This window comes from Rhizobium sp. SVR5-2C (assembly GCF_056755115.1).
Genome location: NZ_JBNDHT010000075.1, coordinates 15,038 through 31,804 on the forward strand (window position 1 = coordinate 15,038; position 16,767 = coordinate 31,804).

Sequence of the window (16,767 nt, forward strand, 5' to 3'; positions counted from 1 at the left end):
CCGACTCGCAAAACACGAGCACCTATAAATAGTTAATAGAATTTTACCTTTCCCTCTGGACACGGCGAATCAGTAGTGATTCATTGAGTCAGGTTCACGCGAGCGGCGCGCGAATCACATGAGGGATCAAGGCGATAGCGATGATGAACGTGCGGCGGGCAACTGCGGCCGAGGGACGGCTGCGTGTCGATTTTGAGGCGCTTCGCGCTTGGCGAGGTCAGGCCCTCAGCCGCACCACCCCCATCTCCAGGCCGATTTCACGCTCCCTTCCGCAAGCCGAAACCCTTCTGAAGCGCGCCATACCGGCCCTGATCGTTGCCTTCCTCGCCGTTGTCGCAGCCTCGCATCTTTTCGGGATGATGTCCGAGTATGCGCGCATGGGGGCGGCGGCGCGGCACGCTACCGCACTTTCGGCCGCAACCGCCGCGGCTGTTTTTGCCGAGACCGGCGATCTGTTCGAAAACGGCAATGCTGTGGAGGCCCAGGCGAAACTTCAGAAATTCCTGCCGCAGGACCGCCTCGACAGCAATTCCTTCATCTTGCTCGTTGAGGCGAGCGGCAAGGTCTTTGCCGCTTCCACGGCAGGCCTTTCCTATGTCGGGTCGAATGTCGCCGATTTCTTTCCCGAGGTCTCCACCATCCGCCGCTTCGGCGATCGGGCCGATGTGATCGAAACGACAATCGGCGGCAATCCGCATTATGCCGAAATTACTTTGGTCGGCAGCGCCGGCGGCTATATCATCGCCGCGACCTCGCTGCACGAAATCGGCAGGCTGTGGCGCGAGGAGCTGACGCTCAACGTCACGCTGTTTGCAGGCGTCTCGTCGATCCTGCTGGTGGTCCTTTACGCCTATTACATGCAGGTCAGGCGGGCACGCGAAGCCGATGAAATCTTCGTCGAGTCGAACCAGCGCGTCGAAACCGCGCTCTCGCGCGGCCGCTGCGGACTTTGGGATTTCGATTTCGACAACCGCGAATTCTTCTGGTCGCGTTCGATGTATGACATGCTCGGCCTGACCGCTTCGGACAAGACGATGTCCTTCGCCGATGCCGCCCGGCTGATGCATCCGGATGATGGCGGGCTGCACGAAATTGCGCGGTCGATCGTCAAGGGCAGCTCTGGCCAGGTCGACCAGATTTTCCGCATGCGCCACGCCAGCGGCCACTATGTCTGGATGCGGGCCCGCGCCCAGATGATCCGCAGCAATTCCGGCCGCGTCCACATGATCGGCATCGCCATGGACGTGACCGAGCAGCACCGGCTTGCACAGCGCTACGCCGAGGCCGACCAGCGCCTTGCGGACGCCATCGAATGCACCTCGGAAGCCTTCGTCCTCTGGGACAAGAACGACCGCCTTGTGATGTGCAACACGCATTTCCAGCAGGCCTATGGGCTTCCGGATAGCGTGCTTGTGCCCGGCACCGAGCGCAGCACCGTCAACGCCGCCGCCGCCCGGCCGGTGATCGAGCGCCGCATGGCGGATGCCGAGGGTCCCGGCCATTCCCGCACGACGGAAGTCCAGCTTGCCGACGAGCGCTGGCTGCAGATCAACGAGCGCCGGACCCGCGACGGCGGCATGGTGTCGGTCGGCACCGACATCACGCTTCTGAAGCGTAACCAGGAGCGCCTGCGTGACTCCGAGCGTCGCCTCATCGCGACCATCGCCGACCTCAAGGCGTCGCGTCAGACGCTCGAAAGCCAGAAATCCGCGCTTTCGGTCGCCAATACGAATTACCTGGCCGAGAAGGAGCGCGCGGAGGCGGCGAACAAGGCAAAATCCGAGTTCCTCGCCAACATGTCGCATGAGCTCCGCACGCCGCTGAACGCCATCCTTGGCTTCTCGGACATTCTCCAGAACCAGATGTTCGGTCCGCTCGGTTCATTGAAATACGACGAATACGCGCATGACATCCACGAGAGCGGCAAACACCTGCTCAATGTCATCAACGACATCCTCGATATGTCGAAGATCGAGGCAGGCCATATGAGGCTGCAGCGGGAGACGATCGATCTTGCGCCGCTGATCGAGGAGAGCCTACGCTTCACCACCATGCCGGCTGCCGCGAAAAACATTGTTATCGAGCAGCGCATTTGCGACGGCATGACGCTTATCGCAGATCGCCGCGCCATGAAGCAGATCCTGCTCAACCTTCTCTCAAATGCGGTCAAGTTCACAAACGAGGGCGGCCGCGTCGCGCTTCGCACCCGCCGCGACGCCTTAGGCGTTGTCGTGACGATCGCCGACACCGGCATTGGTATTCCACGCGATGCCCTCACCAAGCTCGGGCAACCCTTCGAGCAAGTGCAGAATCAATATGCCAAGAGCAAGGGCGGTTCCGGCCTCGGCCTTGCCATCTCCCGTTCGCTGACGACGCTTCACGGAGGCAGGATGCGCATCCGCTCGCGCGAATCGATCGGCACCGTCGTCTCCTTCCGCATTCCAGACGAGCCCGCTATCGCCTGAGCGTTGCCTGGAATGCTTTCCGAACATTTTTTGAAAGCCGCTTGATCTCGCTTTCAAGCGTCTTGATATCGGGACAATCACCTGCCCGGCACACCAGCTCGATTAGACCTGCGGGCGCCTTTTCTGGATCGAATTCGCCGTCAATGCAGAGTCGGATGAGCTGCGAGATATCCGTGTAAAGCGACAGCACCGCCAGACAGAGCTCCAGGTCGTTGCGGTCCATCAACTCCGCGCCGAGAAGCTTCAACTGGCCCGCCGTGTTGAAGTCGTCCTCGCTGATGACGAGGCCCTTTGCAGAGGCAACGAGCCGCAGGTACTGGGCAATGAATTCGATGTCGATCAGTCCGCCGGGAATGAGCTTCAAATCCCAGATGCTCGCCGACGGTTTCTCCTTTTCGATCAAGGCCCGCATCTCTGAGACATCCTTCGCAATCCGCGTCGGGTCGTTCTTCGACGAAAGCACCTCGGCGATGATGCGCTCAGCGTCACCGGTCAGTTCCCTGTCGCCGCACACGAGGCGCGCCCGCGTTAGCGCCATGTGCTCCCAGGTCCAAGCCTCCTCATGCTGATACTTTTCGAAGGACTTGATGCGAGTGGCGACCGGTCCCTTGTTGCCCGAGGGCCGAAGGCGCATGTCGACCTCGTAGAGCACGCCTTCGGCCGTCGGTGCAGAAAGAGCGGAGATCAACCGCTGCGTGATGCGGGTGAAGTAGCGCGTCGCGTCGAGCGGCTTCGGCCCGTCGGATTCACCCGCGTCGTCATCGTAGTCGTAGAGGAGAATGATATCGATGTCGGAGCCGGCAGTCAGTTCGAAGCTGCCGAGCTTGCCCATGCCGGCGACGGCCACGCGGCCGCCTGGATAATCTCCATGAGCCGTCCTGATCTCCTTCATCACCGCTTCGAGCGCCGCTTCGAGAACAAGATCGGCCAGATGGGTAAAGGCGCGACCGGCCATCGCACCTCTGATCGCACCGGTGAGCAGGCGGATGCCGATCAGAAAACGCTGTTCGGCCGCAAAGATGCGCAACCGGTCTAGAACCTCTTCATAGTGCCGGGCTGGCGCCAGAAAACCGCGAATCCGTTCGGCAAGATAGTCGCGCGTCGGCAGCTCCGCCATGAGCCCGGGATCGAGCATGCCGTCGAAGACATGCGGCTTGGCGGCGATCACTTCGGCAAGCTTCGGTGCCGAGGACATGATGTTCACGATCAGCGAAAGCAGTGCTGGATTGCTGCCCAGCAGCGAGAAGAGTTGAATACCCGCAGGCAGGCCGGAAATGAAATTGTCGAAGCGCAGCAGCGCCTCATCCGCGCGTTCGCTTTCTCCGAAAACGCGGAGCAAATCCGGAGCGAGCTCAGTCAACCGCTCCCGTGCCTCGACGGATTGCGTCGCGCGATAGCGGCCGTAATGCCAGGTCCGGATGACACGGGAAATGTCCGACGGGCGTTTGAACCCGAGCTGCTTCAGCGTCTCGAGCGTGTCCGGATCGTCGCCCTGCCCCGTGAACACCAGATTGCCGCCATGGGTCGATAGCTTGGCTTCCTGTTCGAAGAGCCGTGCATAGCGCCGCTCGACGGTCCGGAACACATCCACCAACCGCTCCGAGAAGCTCGACGTATCGGTAAAGCCCATCATGAACGCGATGCGCTTGAGCTCGGCTTCGGTTTCCGGCAGCAGATGCGTCTGCTCGTCGCGCACCATCTGAATGCGATGCTCCACATCGCGGAGGAACCAATAGGCCTCCGCCAGCTCGTCGCGCGTTTCCGGATCGATCCATTTCGCTTTGGTAAGTTCGGCAAGCGCCTCCTCCGTACCGCGGCAACGCAGCGCCGGCATCCGGCCGCCGGCGATCAGCTGCTGCGTCTGGACGAAGAATTCGATCTCGCGGATACCGCCGCGGCCAAGCTTGACGTTGTGCCCCTTCACCGCAATGGTGCCGTGGCCCTTGTGCGCATGGATCTGTCGCTTGATCGAATGGACATCGGCGATCGCGGCGTAGTCCAGGTATTTGCGGAAGACGAACGGCACGAGCCCCCGCAAAAAGGCCTCACCCGCTTGCATATCCCCGGCGACAGGGCGGGCCTTGATAAAGGCCGCCCTCTCCCAGTTCTGGCCGCGTCCTTCATAGTAGATCATCGCTGCGTCGACCGGGATCGCAAGCGGCGTCGAGCCCGGATCCGGGCGCAGCCGGAGATCGGTGCGAAAGACATAACCGTCGGCGGTCCGCTCCTGAAGAATGCGCACCAGGCGCCGCATCAGCCGCGGAAAGATGTCTATCGCGTCATCCGGCTGGGACACGATGCCGGCGTGCTCGTCGAAGAAGACGACGAGGTCGATGTCAGACGAATAGTTGAGTTCAGACGCGCCGAGCTTGCCCATCCCGAGCACGACCAATCCCGAACCCTCACTCGGTCGTTCAACATTCTTGAGGTGCAGCTTGCCGCTCTCATGGGCTGATAGCAGCAGATGATCGATCGCCGCAGCGACGGAGGCTTCGGCGAGCGCACTCAGCCACGCCGTCGTCCGCCGCCCGTCGAAAAGCTTGGCGAGATCAGCCAGCGCGACAAGGAACGCCACCTTTCGCTTGACCGTGCGCAGCCGGCTCATGACGGCAGTTTCCGTGGGAGCGATCCCATCCTCGGGCTGCCAGCAATCGCGCGCCTCGGCAATCAGCCTATCGATCTCAGGCTCTAGCGGCGATGAAATGGCGGCGGCGAGGATCGCACCATCGATGTTGGCGACCTCGCGAAGGTAGGGCGATAGCGTGAGCGCCGCAGCGATGAAATCGCACAGCGGACCGCCGGCCTTCAGCATCCTAGCGACTGCCGGTTCACTCTTGCCGATGTCCTGAAGGTCGGCCAGTGCCAGCTTGAGCTCGGATTGATTCAAAGGGCGCAGCAGCCCGCTGCCCACGTCCTTCAGACTGTGTGTCAAGTTCGTCAGCATTCCGCCTCCCAACGGCCGCGCCCGGAATCGGCGCTATCATGACCGGCCCTAACCTAGGGTCACAATCCGGAGGAGCCAAGCCTAGGGTCAGGATCTATTGAATTCATCCATTCTGCGTGGCGGATTTTGTTTCTGACGAGAAGGAAAGACGCCGGAAGTGCCCCACACTTTCAAGTCTTTCCGACACGGTCAGGAGCGAAATCCGCCTCGCCCTTCGGGTTGGGCGGCATCGGCCGTCTGATCGCAAACAATGCTCGCCAAGGCTAAAAAGCCTTGCCTTGCGCTTGTTTGCTTCCATCCAATCCGATGCTGCCCAACAGAATGGATGAATTCAATAGATCCTGACCCTAGACTGGCTTGATCGGAAAAATCATGCTGACGGTAAGGCCTCGTCTTTCCGCCTTTTCCGGGTCGGTATCGGAAAGCTCCAGCGTACCGCCATGCAGTTCCATCACCGCCTCGACCAGCGAGAGGCCAAGCCCGGTGCCGGGTTTCGACCGGCTCTCGTCAAGCCGCACGAAGCGCTTGATGACGTCCTCACGCTTCTCGGCCGGAATGCCTGGACCTTGATCGGCGACCGAGAGGCAAATACCGTCAGGGCGCCGCGACAGCTTCAAAGCAATTTCGCCGCCGCCCTCCGGGTCGTCGGCATATTTGATCGCGTTGTCGATCAGGTTGAATATCGCCTGTGCGATCAATTCACGATTGCCCTGTACGGATATCCCTGGCTCGATGCTCGATGTCAGGGTCAACCCGGCTTCTTCTGCGACCGGCTCGTGAAGCTCGGCGCTATCGGCGACGATCGACGAAAGCTCGATCGGCGACATCTCCGCCACGACCGACCCCGCCTCCACACGCGAAATCATCAGGAGAGCGTTGAAGGTCCGGATCAACTGATCGGACTCGGCGATGATCCCTTCGAGCGCCGTACGCCTCTGGTCCTCATCCGTCGTGTCCAGCGCATCCGTGGCCTTGTTGCGCAGGCGGGTCAGCGGCGTCTTGAGGTCATGGGCGATGTTGTCGGAAACCTGCCGCAGCCCTTCGTTCAGCTTCTCGATGCGCTCCAGCATCGTGTTCAGCGAAACCGACAGACGGTCGAACTCATCGCCTGAACCGCCGACCGGCAGGCGCTGGGAAAGATCGCCTGCCATGATCTTCTTGCCCGCGTCCGACATGCGGTCGATGCGCTTCAGCGCATTGCGGCCGATGCCGAACCAGATGACGATTGCGCCGAGCCCCATGATCGCAAGCGCGATCATCAGCGCCTGACGCACCAGAACGCGGAAGCGCTCGGGCTCGCCGAGGTCGCGCCCGACGAGGACGCGCAAGCCGTTGTCGAGGACGAAGATATTGGCGATCGCCATGTGTTGGCGATCGCGGTCGCTATCGGCGTAACGCTGATAGGAAAACGGAACCGACGTCCAGCCGGTTTCCTCGAACACGCCCGGCTGCACTGACGCAACGTTGCCCGCGAGAATATCCCCGGAGGGGCCTGCGATGATGTAAAGGTTGGCGCCTGGCTGGCGGGCGCGCCGCTCCAGCGTTCGCAGCAGCCCGTTCATGCCGCCCGTGCTATAGGCGCGTGTGACGGCGTCGACTTCCTGTTGGACTGCCTCCCTTATCTGCTGGGTGAGCAGCCCCTGCGACATCGCCGTCACGTAGAATACGAGAGTTGCGGCGCAGATCGCGAAAAGCAGGATATAAAGTGCCGAAAGGCGGACTGCGGTGGACTTGAAGAGAAACCAGAAGCGGTTCATCCCTCGTCCTTGATCATGTAACCGGCGCCGCGGATCGTCTTCAGCAACGGCTGGCTGAAGTCCTTCTCGATCTTCGAGCGCAGGCGCGAGACGTGCACGTCGATGACGTTCGTCTGCGGGTCGAAATGGTAATCCCACACATTCTCGAGAAGCATGGTGCGCGTGACGACCTGCCCGGCATTCTTCATTAGATATTCGAGAAGCCGGAATTCACGCGGCTGCAGAGGGATTTCCTTGCCGCCGCGCCGGACTTCATGCGCAAGCCGGTCAAGCTCGAGATCGCCGACGCGATAGACAACGTCCTGCTCCGGCGTGCCCTTGCGGCGGCCGAGCACCTCGACGCGGGCCAGAAGCTCGCTGAAGGCGTAAGGCTTCGGCAGATAGTCGTCGCCGCCGGCGCGAAGGCCGGTCACGCGGTCATCGACCTGCCCAAGGGCGGAAAGAATGAGAACCGGTGTGTGAATGCCCTTGTGCCGAAGTTCGCTGATGACGGAAAGACCGTCGCGGCGGGGAAGCATCCGGTCGATGACGATTACATCATAGGTATTCTCTGCCCCCATGAAGAGGCCGCTGTCGCCGTCACTGGCATGATCGGCCACGATCCCCGCCTCGCGAAAGGCTTTGGTAAGGTAGGCCGCAGCTTCAAGGTCGTCTTCGATAATAAGAATCTTCATGCGGCCGACATTACCTGCCGTCTGGGTTTCGGCAAGGTTCAAAGCGTCTTGCGGTGAGAGTGGGGGCATCGAGGTCGTCCCTAAAAAGGATACGGAAAGGGAGCCGCGCGAAGGTTGGGAACGCGCGGCTTCCTTTTTCAGATCAAGGAGGGGATCAGCCCTGACCGTTGATCGGCAGGGCCACGAACCGGCTGCCTTCCTTGGACTGGATCTGGAAGAGTGCCCGGGTGCGGCCGTCCTTCTTCGCCTGGTTCAGAACCTTGACGACGTCGTCGGCATTCGAGACCTGCTGGTTGTTCACCGAGGTAATCGTCTCGCCTTCCTTGATGCCCTTGTCGGCAGCATCCGAGTCAGGGTCGATGCCCGTAATCGTCAGACCCTTGCCATCATCGGACGGGCCGACGGTCAGGCCGAGATCCGCAAGCGCCTTCTCGGAAGCCGGCGCCTCAGGCTGCTGCGGCGTCTGATCGCCGTCTTCATTGGACGCATCCTTCTGGTCATCCGGAAGCGTGCCGAGGTCGACGGTGACGGACTGAGCCTTGCCGTCGCGCCACACGGAGAGCTCGACCTTGCTTCCCGGCTGCATGGCGCCGATGCGGCGGCTGAGATCGCGGGCGTCCTTGACAGGTTCGCCATTGACGGCGGTCACAACATCACCCGCCTTCATCCCTGCCTTCTGACCAGGGGTGCCGTCCTGGGCAGAGACGACCAATGCGCCATTTGCTTCCGACAGGCCGAGCGAGTCGGCGATATCCTTGGTAACAGGCTGGATCTGTACACCGAGATAACCGCGCGAAACCGAACCGTCCTTCATCAGGTCGGCAACGACATCCTTGGCAGTCGAGGCCGGAATTGCAAAGGCGATGCCGACGCTGCCGCCCGAAGGCGAGAAGATCGCGGTGTTGATGCCGACGACCTGACCACTGAGGTTGAAGGTCGGGCCGCCGGAGTTGCCGCGGTTCACCGCCGCGTCGACCTGCAGGTAATCGTCATACGGACCGGAGCCGATGTCGCGGCCACGAGCAGAAATGATACCCGCGGTCACCGTGCCGCCGAGGCCGAACGGGTTGCCGACTGCGACCACCCAGTCACCGACGCGAACGCCGTTGTCGTCTGCCCAGTTGACATAGGTGAACTTGCGGCCCTTGGCATCAACCTTGAGAACGGCGAGGTCGGTCCGCGGGTCTTTGCCGATCAGCTTGGCATCCAGCTCGCTGCCATCGTTTAGGACGACGACAAAAGCCGAGCCATCGGAAACCACGTGGTTGTTGGTGACGATGTAGCCATCTTCGGAAATGAAGAAGCCGGAGCCTTGCGCGACGGGGCGCAGGCGGCCCTTACCATCACGCTGACCATCGCGCTGGCCGAACTTCCTGTCGTTCTGACCGCCGTGGGGACCGTTTTGCCCCTGCTCGCCGAACTGTTTGAAGAAGCGCTTCAGGGGATGATCGTCAGGAAGATCGTCAAAGCCGCGGCCGTTGAAGTCGAAAGCAAAACCATCGCTGTTGTCCGCGGCGGGATTGATGCGCGATTCGACGCGAACCGAAACGACGGCGGGAGACACGGCATCGACGACGTTTGCAAAGCTCGGGACCGATGGAGCCTGGACGTTGACGGCTTCAGCATAGGCGCGCGTGATCTCAAGCGGCGCGGCAGTCGCGAATACTGCTGCAGCGAGACCTGCGACCGTAGAAGCCTTCAGCATGGTACTGACGGAGGGGGTCTTTATCATTCTTGGTACCTTCTCTTGTTTTTGTCTTTCGTTCCGGTCTGGTTTTTGTTTTTCGTTCCGGCTGGAGCCGGACCGGTCGATGACCAACGATATAGTATCCTTCACATTACTGCGAACTGTCTGGTCCATGAAAATTTGGTAATGTACGATAGCGCCCTCACCAGCCGCCAGGACAGGCGGTGCGAAGAGGCTGAGCGGCTGCGATCCTTGATCCGCGCAATACATTCATGATATCTTAAATATACTTCTGCTCAGGGGCCGTAATGTTGGCGAGGCGCGCGATGAGGGTCGTCGGCACATCGATGCTAGGACTGTTGCTTGGGGTCTCGATGGCCTGGGCCGGGCCGTTACACGACGCGGCACGGGACGGTGACCGCGAGCGTGTGGGGCAGCTTATCGATCAGGGAGCCAATATTGCCGAACCGAACGAGTCGGGAGAGCCGCCATTGATGATCGCTGCTCTTGGAGGACACGCGGATATCGTGGCTCTTCTGCTGGAGAAGGGCGCCGACATCGAAATCAGGAACAAGGGCGGCCTTACGGCATTGCATGCTGCCGCCTACGGCGGAAATCTCGAAGTCGTCGAATTGCTCGTATCGAAGGGCGCACTCGTCAACGACGACAAGAATTTCTACCACATGTCGCCGCTACACGCTGCTGCCGAAGAAGGTCGTGCTGACGTCGTCGCCTTTCTCGTCGCGCACAAGGCAAATATAGAGGCGAAGGAACGCAACGGCTACACACCGTTGACGCAGGCCGGATGGCGGTCCCATTGGGACGCTGCCGATCTGCTTTTGAAAGCGGGCGCCGTCTGCCAGCCGACCGAACTGGTCGGAGACTGGCTGTATGGCGAGTGCACGAAGCGGAAATAGCGCTTCGCCCGAACCGGGAGAATGGACACATGGCATATCGCAGAAAGACAGGCTTTATCGCCTCGATGATGGTCGGTGCCGCGATCGTTTTCGCGCTCGGGCAACCGGCGACGGCGGAAGAGCCCGTGAACACCGGGTATTTTGGAGACGTGGCCATCAAGGGCTACGATCCGGTGGCATATTTCACGCAGAACCAGGCTGTGGAGGGATCTCCGCAATATTCGCATCGCTGGCTGGGTGCCGAGTGGCATTTCGCCAGCGCCGAGAACCGCGACCTCTTCGTTGCTGATCCCGGCAAGTATGCTCCCCAATATGGCGGGTATTGCGCCGACGGCGTTTCCTTCGGAACGGTTACGACCAACATCGACCCGAAGGCATGGCGGATCATAGAGGGCAAGCTCTATCTGAGCTACGACCCCGGCGCCGCAGACGGCTTTGAAAAGAAGCCGACCAAAGTTGTCGATTCCCAGAAGCATTGGTCGGAAGTGCAGAACACCCTGATTTCCGACAAGATGCATAAGGACTGGCAGCATATGCCAGCCAACTGAATTCAGGGTACGAGTGAGAAGAACTTGAGTGCTTGCGCGGTGACATGCACATATTGGGCGCCGGCTTGTCCGGCGTCCTTGTTTTTGTAGACCTTGCCGCACACCATGCGATCGAGAAAATAGCCGCCGAACCTCTCGCACAGCCTGTTTCCCTGCACCTCGACCGTCCCGGTGATATTGGTATTTGCACTGCGGTATGCAGTATTGCCGGCATTGTCGAAAAACTGGACGAATAACGTACCGTTCTTGTGTTTTCCGCTCCACGTCTTGTTGTTGATCAGGTCGCGCAAAGCGTCGGCATTGAGCTGATCCGCTTCTGATGCGGCGAATCCGAAGGGCCATTCGGGAATACCGGCGGCGCGCAATCCCGTCAGGTGGTGCTCTAGATCCTCTGGGCGCCAATAATCGTAGAGATAGCTGTAGTAAGTGAGATTGCTCTCCGGAAACAGCTCCAGAAGCTTGGCCTTTTCCTGGGCCCCGCGGACCCGATCCCCTTCATAGGCATAGGCTGCCGTCAGGTACTCGCGTGCAGCCTCCGCATTGGGCAAGGCATCCCGCGCAGCCTCGATCAGAGGAATCGCGCGCCTGCTGTCACGCGCAGTGTAGAAGACGATTCCCGCCAGCAGCCGAAAACTCGCCGTTGGCGCAGGATCGAGCCGAAGAGCCTTTTCCATCTCGACAACCGCCTGTTCATGATCGCCGGTATGAGCAAGGATAAGGGCGAGATTGCCGAAGGCCTCCGCGCTATTGGGTTGCATCTCCACAGCCCGGGTTGCCGATTCCCGCGCCTCCACCGGGCGCCCATCGACCAGCTGCAACAGGGCGAGAACCGTGTGAGCTCGCGCATTTTTTGGGTCCAGCTTGAGCGCCTGCCCGGCGGCGTCATAGGCGATCTTGCGGGCGACTGCCGCCGACCAGAGGAAATTATAGTCGTTACGCCAGACATCGACCGCGACGCGCGCAATACCCGCATGCGCGTCGGCGAAATTGGGATCGAGGTCGATCGCCTTCTGATAATATGACAATGTGCGGCGGTAGGTATCTACGTCGCTATAGACGAGGCCCTCCTGTTCCGCCCTCATGTAATAATCGTAGGCTTCCAGGTTGTCGGTCGGTATCCGCTCCAGTTGGGTGCGCTCGACGTCGTTGAGCTCTATCTCGAGCGCCGAGATGATTTTGCCGATGACGTCGTCCTGAACCGCAAACAAATCGGCATACTGACGATCGTAGCGCTCGGCCCACATCGAAAGTCCGGTCAGCGCGTCAATCAGCTTGACATTGATCCGCAGGCGCGTGCCGGCGCGCTGCAACGTGCCCTCGAGCACGTAGTGCACGCCGAGCTCCGCCGCCACGTCTTGAATCTTGGCTGTACCGTTTTGAACGGCAAAAACCGAGTGCCTGGCGATGACGAAGAGGCCGGAAACCTTGGACAGCTCGGTGATCAGGTCGTCAGTAAGCCCCTCTGCCAGATGATCCTGCTCTGAATCGCCGCTGACATTGATGAATGGCAGCACCGCGACCGATGGCTTGTCCGGCAGTGGATAGGCGAAGCGCTCGATGAGCGCTGGCGCCTGGCCAAGCTCCCAAGGCTGCCACCAATAGGCTGCAGCACCTGCAAACAGCAGAAATGCTACGGCAGCTGCGAGACCGACAGGTTTTCGCAGGCGCTTGACGACGGTTCGCGCCGTCTTCGCATCAAGGACTACCCGGTAAACCCGTATCGGTTCGGCAATGCTCCTCACTTTCTGCCTGCCGAGCGAGATATAGCCGACGTCGAGCTTGGTCTTCACCTGGTCGTAGGTCGTACCGGAGATGGCGATGCCGCCCCGGTCGGCCAGCGCCTGGATGCGGTCGGTGATGTTGACGCCATCGCCGTGAATATCATCGCCTTCGACAATGATATCGCCAAGATTGACGCCGATGCGGAAATAAAGCCGCGGAGCCGGGTCGACGCCCGCATTTCGCAAGGCCTTCTCGCGCTGCACATCAATTGCGCAGTGTAACGCATCGACGACGCTGTGAAATTCGACAAGCAGACCGTCACCCATGGTCTTAACCAGCCGTCCGTGATGTTCGGTGATCTTGGGTCGGAAGATGTCATCCATGTCCGCCTGAAAGCGGCGACGCGTGCCAACCTCGTCGATCTGGCTCAAGTGACTGTAGCCGGCGACATCAGCGATCAGGATTGCTGCGAGGCGGCGCTCCATGGTCTTGCCCACATGCGAATGGACCCCGTGAGCATCTTACCGCAGGTTGATTGGTGAGACCATTGGAGCCTTTCAAGGCTCAAACTTTCAGGATGTTCGATCGGACCGCGGGCCAAGCAGTTCGTCAAGCCGCGCCCGCTCTTCCGCCGTCAACCGGCTTCCGGTCGGCTTGCCAGCCCGCCGCCTGGCGAAAATGAGCAGCGAAATGCCCCCGGCGACAATCAGCACAATGGGGGCGCCCCAAAGCAGAACCGTTCGAACGCTCAACCGGGGCTTCAGAAGCACGAATTCGCCATAGCGCGAAACGATGTAGTTCAGGACCTGTTCGTCCGTGTCGCCGTCGGTCAGGCGCTCGCGCACCAGAAGCCGCAGGTCCTTGGCGAGATCGGCATTGGAATCATCGATCGACTGGTTCTGGCAGACCATGCAGCGCAGCTTGGCAGAAAGCGCCCTGGCTCGGGCCTCCAGCGCGGGGTTGGCGAGTACCTCGTCCGGGTTCACGGCGAAGGCCGGAACTGCAGTAAGAAACAGAACGATTGCTAGGACGATCCCCCGCATCATTCTGCCGGCTCCATCACTGCGGGGACCGCTCTTGCCTTGCGGCGCGGCGCACCGACCCGAAGACGCCGGTCGCTCAGCGACACGAAGCCACCGATCGCCATGATCAGCGCCCCGCCCCAGACGCAAAGAATGAACGGCTTCCACCAGATGCGAACGACGATGCCGCCGTCGTTGGTTGCGTCGCCAAGCGAAACGTAGAGCTGGCTGAGCCCGAAGGTCAGGATACCCGCTTCGGTGGTCGGCATCTGTTGGGCGACATAGACGCGCTTTGCCGACCAGACATCCGCAACCTCGACGCCGCCGCGGCGGATGCTGAAGTGTGCGCGATCTTCCTTGTAGTTCGGGCCAGTCGCCGGCTGCATGCCGTCGAAATGGATGCTGTAGCCGCCCGCCTCCGTAGTCTCGCCGGGCTTCATTTCAAGCACATGCTCGGTCGCAAATGTCGTAACGGCAACAATGCCGAGCACGGTGACGCCGAGGCCGGCATGCGCCAGCGCTGTGCCGAAAGCCGACCGCGGCAGGCCGGAAAGCCGCCGCCATGCGACATTCGCCGCCACCTTGCCGGCGCCTGCGCGATACCAGAGGTCGGCAACGGCACCGAAGACGAGGAACAGCCCGGCCGCAAGCCCAAGAACAGACAACACCGGTCCGCCATGCTCGACATAGAAAAAGACCAGCGCCGCCGCGAAAGCCAAAGCGGCAACCACATAGAGCCGCTGCATCACGCCAAGCAGATCGCCGCGCTTCCATGCCAGCAACGGCCCGAACGGCACGACCAGCAGCAATGGCGCCATCAGCAGGCCGAAAGTCATGTTGAAGAACGGCGGGCCGACGGAAATCTTGTCGCCGGTCAATGTTTCCAGCAGCAGCGGATAGAGGGTGCCGGTCAGCACGGTGCCACATGCGACCGTGAGGATGAGATTGTTGAGCACTAGCGCACCTTCTCGCGAAATCGGTGCGAAAAGCCCGCCCGCACTCAACAGGGGCGCGCGGAAGGCAAACAGCGAAAGCGCGCCGCCGATGAAGATCATCAGGATGCAGAGAATGAACACACCACGGCTCGGGTCGCTTGCAAATGCATGAACCGAGGTCAGCACACCGGAGCGCACTAGGAAGGTGCCCATCAGCGAGAGCGAGAATGTCAGGATCGCCAGCAGCACGGTCCAGATCTTCAGCGCCTCGCGCTTTTCCATCACCAGCGCCGAATGCAGCAGCGCCGTTCCCGCGAGCCACGGCATGAAGGAGGCGTTCTCGACCGGATCCCAGAACCACCAGCCGCCCCAGCCGAGCTCGTAATAGGCCCAGTAGGAACCCATCGCGATGCCGAGCGTCAGGAAGGTCCAGGCGGCAAGCGTCCAGGGACGGACCCAGCGCGCCCAGGCCGCATCGATGCGGCCCTCCATGAGCGCGGCGACTGCGAAGGAAAAGCAAATCGAAAAACCGACATACCCCAGATAGAGCAGCGGCGGATGGATCGCGAGGCCAACATCCTGCAGCACCGGATTGAGGTCGCGTCCCTCTGCCGGCGCCGGATCGAGGCGGATGAACGGGTTTGACGTCAGCAGAATGAAGAGGATGAAAGCAACCGAAATCCACGCCTGCACCGAAAGCACATTGGCCTTGAGGGTATCCGGCAGATTGCCCCCGAAGACCGCGACCAGCGCGCTGAACAGCGAGAGGATCAGCAGCCACAGCATCATCGAGCCTTCGTGATTGCCCCAGACGCCCGAATATTTGTAGATCAGCGGCACCAGCGAATGCGAGTTCTCCCAGACGTTCTTGACGGAGAAGTCTGAAACGACGTGCGCATAGGTCAGAACGCCGAACGAGAAGGCTACCAGTCCGAACAGCACCATGGAACCGAGCGGCGCGACATCCATCATCGCCCGGTCGAGCCTGCGCGCGCCGATCGCCGGCACGATCGAAACAACGATCGCCGCCGCCAGCGCCAGAACGAGTGCGTAATGCCCAATCTCGATGATCATTGCGTGCCCTCGCCTTCCTTCCATAGACCCTGCGACTTCAGCCTGTCGGCGACTTCCTTGGGCATGTATTTCTCATCGTGCTTGGCAAGCACGGTGTCTGCGACGAAGTCATGGCTGCCGGCTTCGAACTTGCCTTCAGTGACCACGCCCTGGCCCTCGCGGAAAAGATCCGGAAGGATGCCGGTATATTTCACCTTCACTGCATCTCCGCTGCCGTCGGTCACGGCGAATTCGACCGTCGAACCCGTGCCACGCACGACGCTGCCCTCGCCGACAAGCCCGCCGAGGCGGATGCGCGTCTCCGGCGCCACCGGCGTCTTGGCAAGATCGGCAGGCATGTAAAAATACGCAACGGATTGGCTGAATGCGAACATGACAAGCAGCACCGCGGCAATGATGAAGCTCATGCCGCCGCCGATTACCGCCAGGCGCTTCTGCTTGCGCGTCATTCCGTCATTCCTTCCGCCGCAATACCCAGCTCATGTGCCAGCGCGATCAACTGCTTGCCCTGCTCGCTCGCTGCCGGAAACGCCGCAAGCCCGCGCTTCAGTGCCTGGCTCGCGCGATCCTTGTCATTCAATACAGCATAAGAGCGGACAAGCCGCATCCACCCTTCGAAATTGTTCGGGTCTGCGGAAAGCTTAGCATCGAGGCTCTCGATCATGCCGCGGATCATCTGCTGGCGGTCGCCGCTGCTCATGTCCTGGGCTGCCGCAACGTCGTCTTCCGTCGGGTTGCCCGGCGCCTTGTCATCCGCCACCGCCGGAGCGCCGCCGTTCTTGGCGATGTGCTCGTTGACGAGCGGCAGCCACGGCGCGTCGTCAGGAGATTCCTTCGCCAGAGCCTCGAAGGCTGCTTTCGCATCCGCCGCCCGCCCTGCCTGCTCCATGCTAAGCGCCACATAGAATTTCGCGCGCGGGTTCTTGGGCTCCAGAGTCAGCGACTGTTCGAGCACCTTGCGCGCATCGTCGGTCACGACGCCGTTCGCGCCAGCCATCAGGGTTTCCGCAAGTCCGTCGAGA

General features: G+C 61.0%; 12 protein-coding genes. 3 read left to right on the forward strand and 9 right to left on the reverse strand.

Annotation, left to right across the window (positions count from 1 at the left end; translation table 11 throughout):
* Positions 1-140: 140 nt before the first annotated feature.
* Positions 141-2,465, forward strand: a complete 2,325-nt coding sequence (locus tag ACPYOI_RS20725; RefSeq protein ID WP_481419482.1) for a PAS domain-containing sensor histidine kinase — start codon at positions 141-143, stop codon at positions 2,463-2,465.
* Here the strand turns inward: ACPYOI_RS20725 and ACPYOI_RS20730 are convergent.
* The 4 genes from ACPYOI_RS20730 to ACPYOI_RS20745 all read right to left on the reverse strand — a co-directional run bounded on the left by ACPYOI_RS20730 (position 2,455) and on the right by ACPYOI_RS20745 (position 9,572).
* Entirely contained in the window at positions 2,455-5,409 is a 2,955-nt protein-coding gene (locus ACPYOI_RS20730) for a bifunctional [glutamine synthetase] adenylyltransferase/[glutamine synthetase]-adenylyl-L-tyrosine phosphorylase (RefSeq protein ID WP_481419481.1), read from the reverse strand. The two genes, ACPYOI_RS20725 and ACPYOI_RS20730, sit on opposite strands and share 11 nt — an antisense overlap.
* 347 nt (positions 5,410-5,756) lie before the next feature.
* Positions 5,757-7,166, reverse strand: coding sequence for a sensor histidine kinase (locus ACPYOI_RS20735; RefSeq protein ID WP_481419480.1), 1,410 nt, complete (start codon positions 7,164-7,166; stop codon positions 5,757-5,759).
* Entirely contained in the window at positions 7,163-7,840 is a 678-nt protein-coding gene (locus ACPYOI_RS20740) for a response regulator transcription factor (RefSeq protein WP_168829598.1), read from the reverse strand. The genes ACPYOI_RS20735 and ACPYOI_RS20740 overlap by 4 nt, the downstream gene beginning before the upstream one ends.
* 154 nt (positions 7,841-7,994) lie before the next feature.
* The gene (locus ACPYOI_RS20745; RefSeq protein WP_481419479.1) at positions 7,995-9,572 is read right to left on the reverse strand and encodes a Do family serine endopeptidase; all 1,578 of its coding nucleotides are present in this window, start codon (positions 9,570-9,572) and stop codon (positions 7,995-7,997) included.
* Positions 9,573-9,853: 281 nt separating this feature from the next.
* Between ACPYOI_RS20745 and ACPYOI_RS20750 the strand changes: the two genes are divergently transcribed.
* Both ACPYOI_RS20750 and ACPYOI_RS20755 read left to right on the forward strand, forming a co-directional pair.
* The gene (locus ACPYOI_RS20750) at positions 9,854-10,444 is read left to right on the forward strand and encodes an ankyrin repeat domain-containing protein (protein WP_481419483.1); all 591 of its coding nucleotides are present in this window, start codon (positions 9,854-9,856) and stop codon (positions 10,442-10,444) included.
* Positions 10,445-10,473: 29 nt separating this feature from the next.
* A complete protein-coding gene (locus tag ACPYOI_RS20755; RefSeq protein WP_481419478.1) occupies positions 10,474-10,992 on the forward strand; it encodes a YHS domain-containing (seleno)protein in 519 nt (172 codons plus the stop codon).
* 2 nt (positions 10,993-10,994) lie between these two features.
* Here ACPYOI_RS20755 and ACPYOI_RS20760 read toward each other — a convergent pair whose 3' ends face one another.
* The 5 genes from ACPYOI_RS20760 to ACPYOI_RS20780 all read right to left on the reverse strand — a co-directional run.
* A complete protein-coding gene (locus ACPYOI_RS20760; protein WP_481423308.1) occupies positions 10,995-13,199 on the reverse strand; it encodes an adenylate/guanylate cyclase domain-containing protein in 2,205 nt (734 codons plus the stop codon).
* 87 nt (positions 13,200-13,286) lie between these two features.
* Positions 13,287-13,760, reverse strand: a complete 474-nt coding sequence (locus tag ACPYOI_RS20765) for a cytochrome c-type biogenesis protein (protein ID WP_481419476.1) — start codon at positions 13,758-13,760, stop codon at positions 13,287-13,289.
* A complete protein-coding gene (locus ACPYOI_RS20770) occupies positions 13,757-15,745 on the reverse strand; it encodes a heme lyase CcmF/NrfE family subunit (RefSeq protein WP_481423309.1) in 1,989 nt (662 codons plus the stop codon). Before ACPYOI_RS20770 ends, ACPYOI_RS20765 begins: the two co-directional genes overlap by 4 nt.
* Complete coding sequence (gene ccmE, locus ACPYOI_RS20775; protein WP_481420113.1) at positions 15,742-16,194, reverse strand: cytochrome c maturation protein CcmE; 453 nt, start codon at positions 16,192-16,194, stop codon at positions 15,742-15,744. The genes ACPYOI_RS20770 and ccmE overlap by 4 nt, the downstream gene beginning before the upstream one ends.
* A partial coding sequence (locus ACPYOI_RS20780; protein ID WP_481423310.1) for a tetratricopeptide repeat protein occupies positions 16,191-16,767 on the reverse strand: 577 nt, incomplete at its 5' end. The genes ACPYOI_RS20780 and ccmE, both read right to left, overlap by 4 nt.

Excerpts from the sequence above, each read along its gene's own strand:
- ACPYOI_RS20725 (WP_481419482.1), top strand. The coding sequence starts at position 141 with ATGATGAACGTGCGGCGGGCAACTGCGGCCGAGGGACGGCTGCGTGTC.
- ACPYOI_RS20730 (WP_481419481.1), bottom strand. The coding sequence starts at position 5,409 with ATGCTGACGAACTTGACACACAGTCTGAAGGACGTGGGCAGCGGGCTG.
- ACPYOI_RS20735 (WP_481419480.1), bottom strand. The coding sequence starts at position 7,166 with ATGAACCGCTTCTGGTTTCTCTTCAAGTCCACCGCAGTCCGCCTTTCG.
- ACPYOI_RS20740 (WP_168829598.1), bottom strand. The coding sequence starts at position 7,840 with ATGAAGATTCTTATTATCGAAGACGACCTTGAAGCTGCGGCCTACCTT.
- ACPYOI_RS20745 (WP_481419479.1), bottom strand. The coding sequence starts at position 9,572 with ATGATAAAGACCCCCTCCGTCAGTACCATGCTGAAGGCTTCTACGGTC.
- ACPYOI_RS20750 (WP_481419483.1), top strand. The coding sequence starts at position 9,854 with ATGAGGGTCGTCGGCACATCGATGCTAGGACTGTTGCTTGGGGTCTCG.
- ACPYOI_RS20755 (WP_481419478.1), top strand. The coding sequence starts at position 10,474 with ATGGCATATCGCAGAAAGACAGGCTTTATCGCCTCGATGATGGTCGGT.
- ACPYOI_RS20760 (WP_481423308.1), bottom strand. The coding sequence starts at position 13,199 with ATGGAGCGCCGCCTCGCAGCAATCCTGATCGCTGATGTCGCCGGCTAC.
- ACPYOI_RS20765 (WP_481419476.1), bottom strand. The coding sequence starts at position 13,760 with ATGATGCGGGGGATCGTCCTAGCAATCGTTCTGTTTCTTACTGCAGTT.
- ACPYOI_RS20770 (WP_481423309.1), bottom strand. The coding sequence starts at position 15,745 with ATGATCATCGAGATTGGGCATTACGCACTCGTTCTGGCGCTGGCGGCG.
- ccmE (WP_481420113.1), bottom strand. The coding sequence starts at position 16,194 with ATGACGCGCAAGCAGAAGCGCCTGGCGGTAATCGGCGGCGGCATGAGC.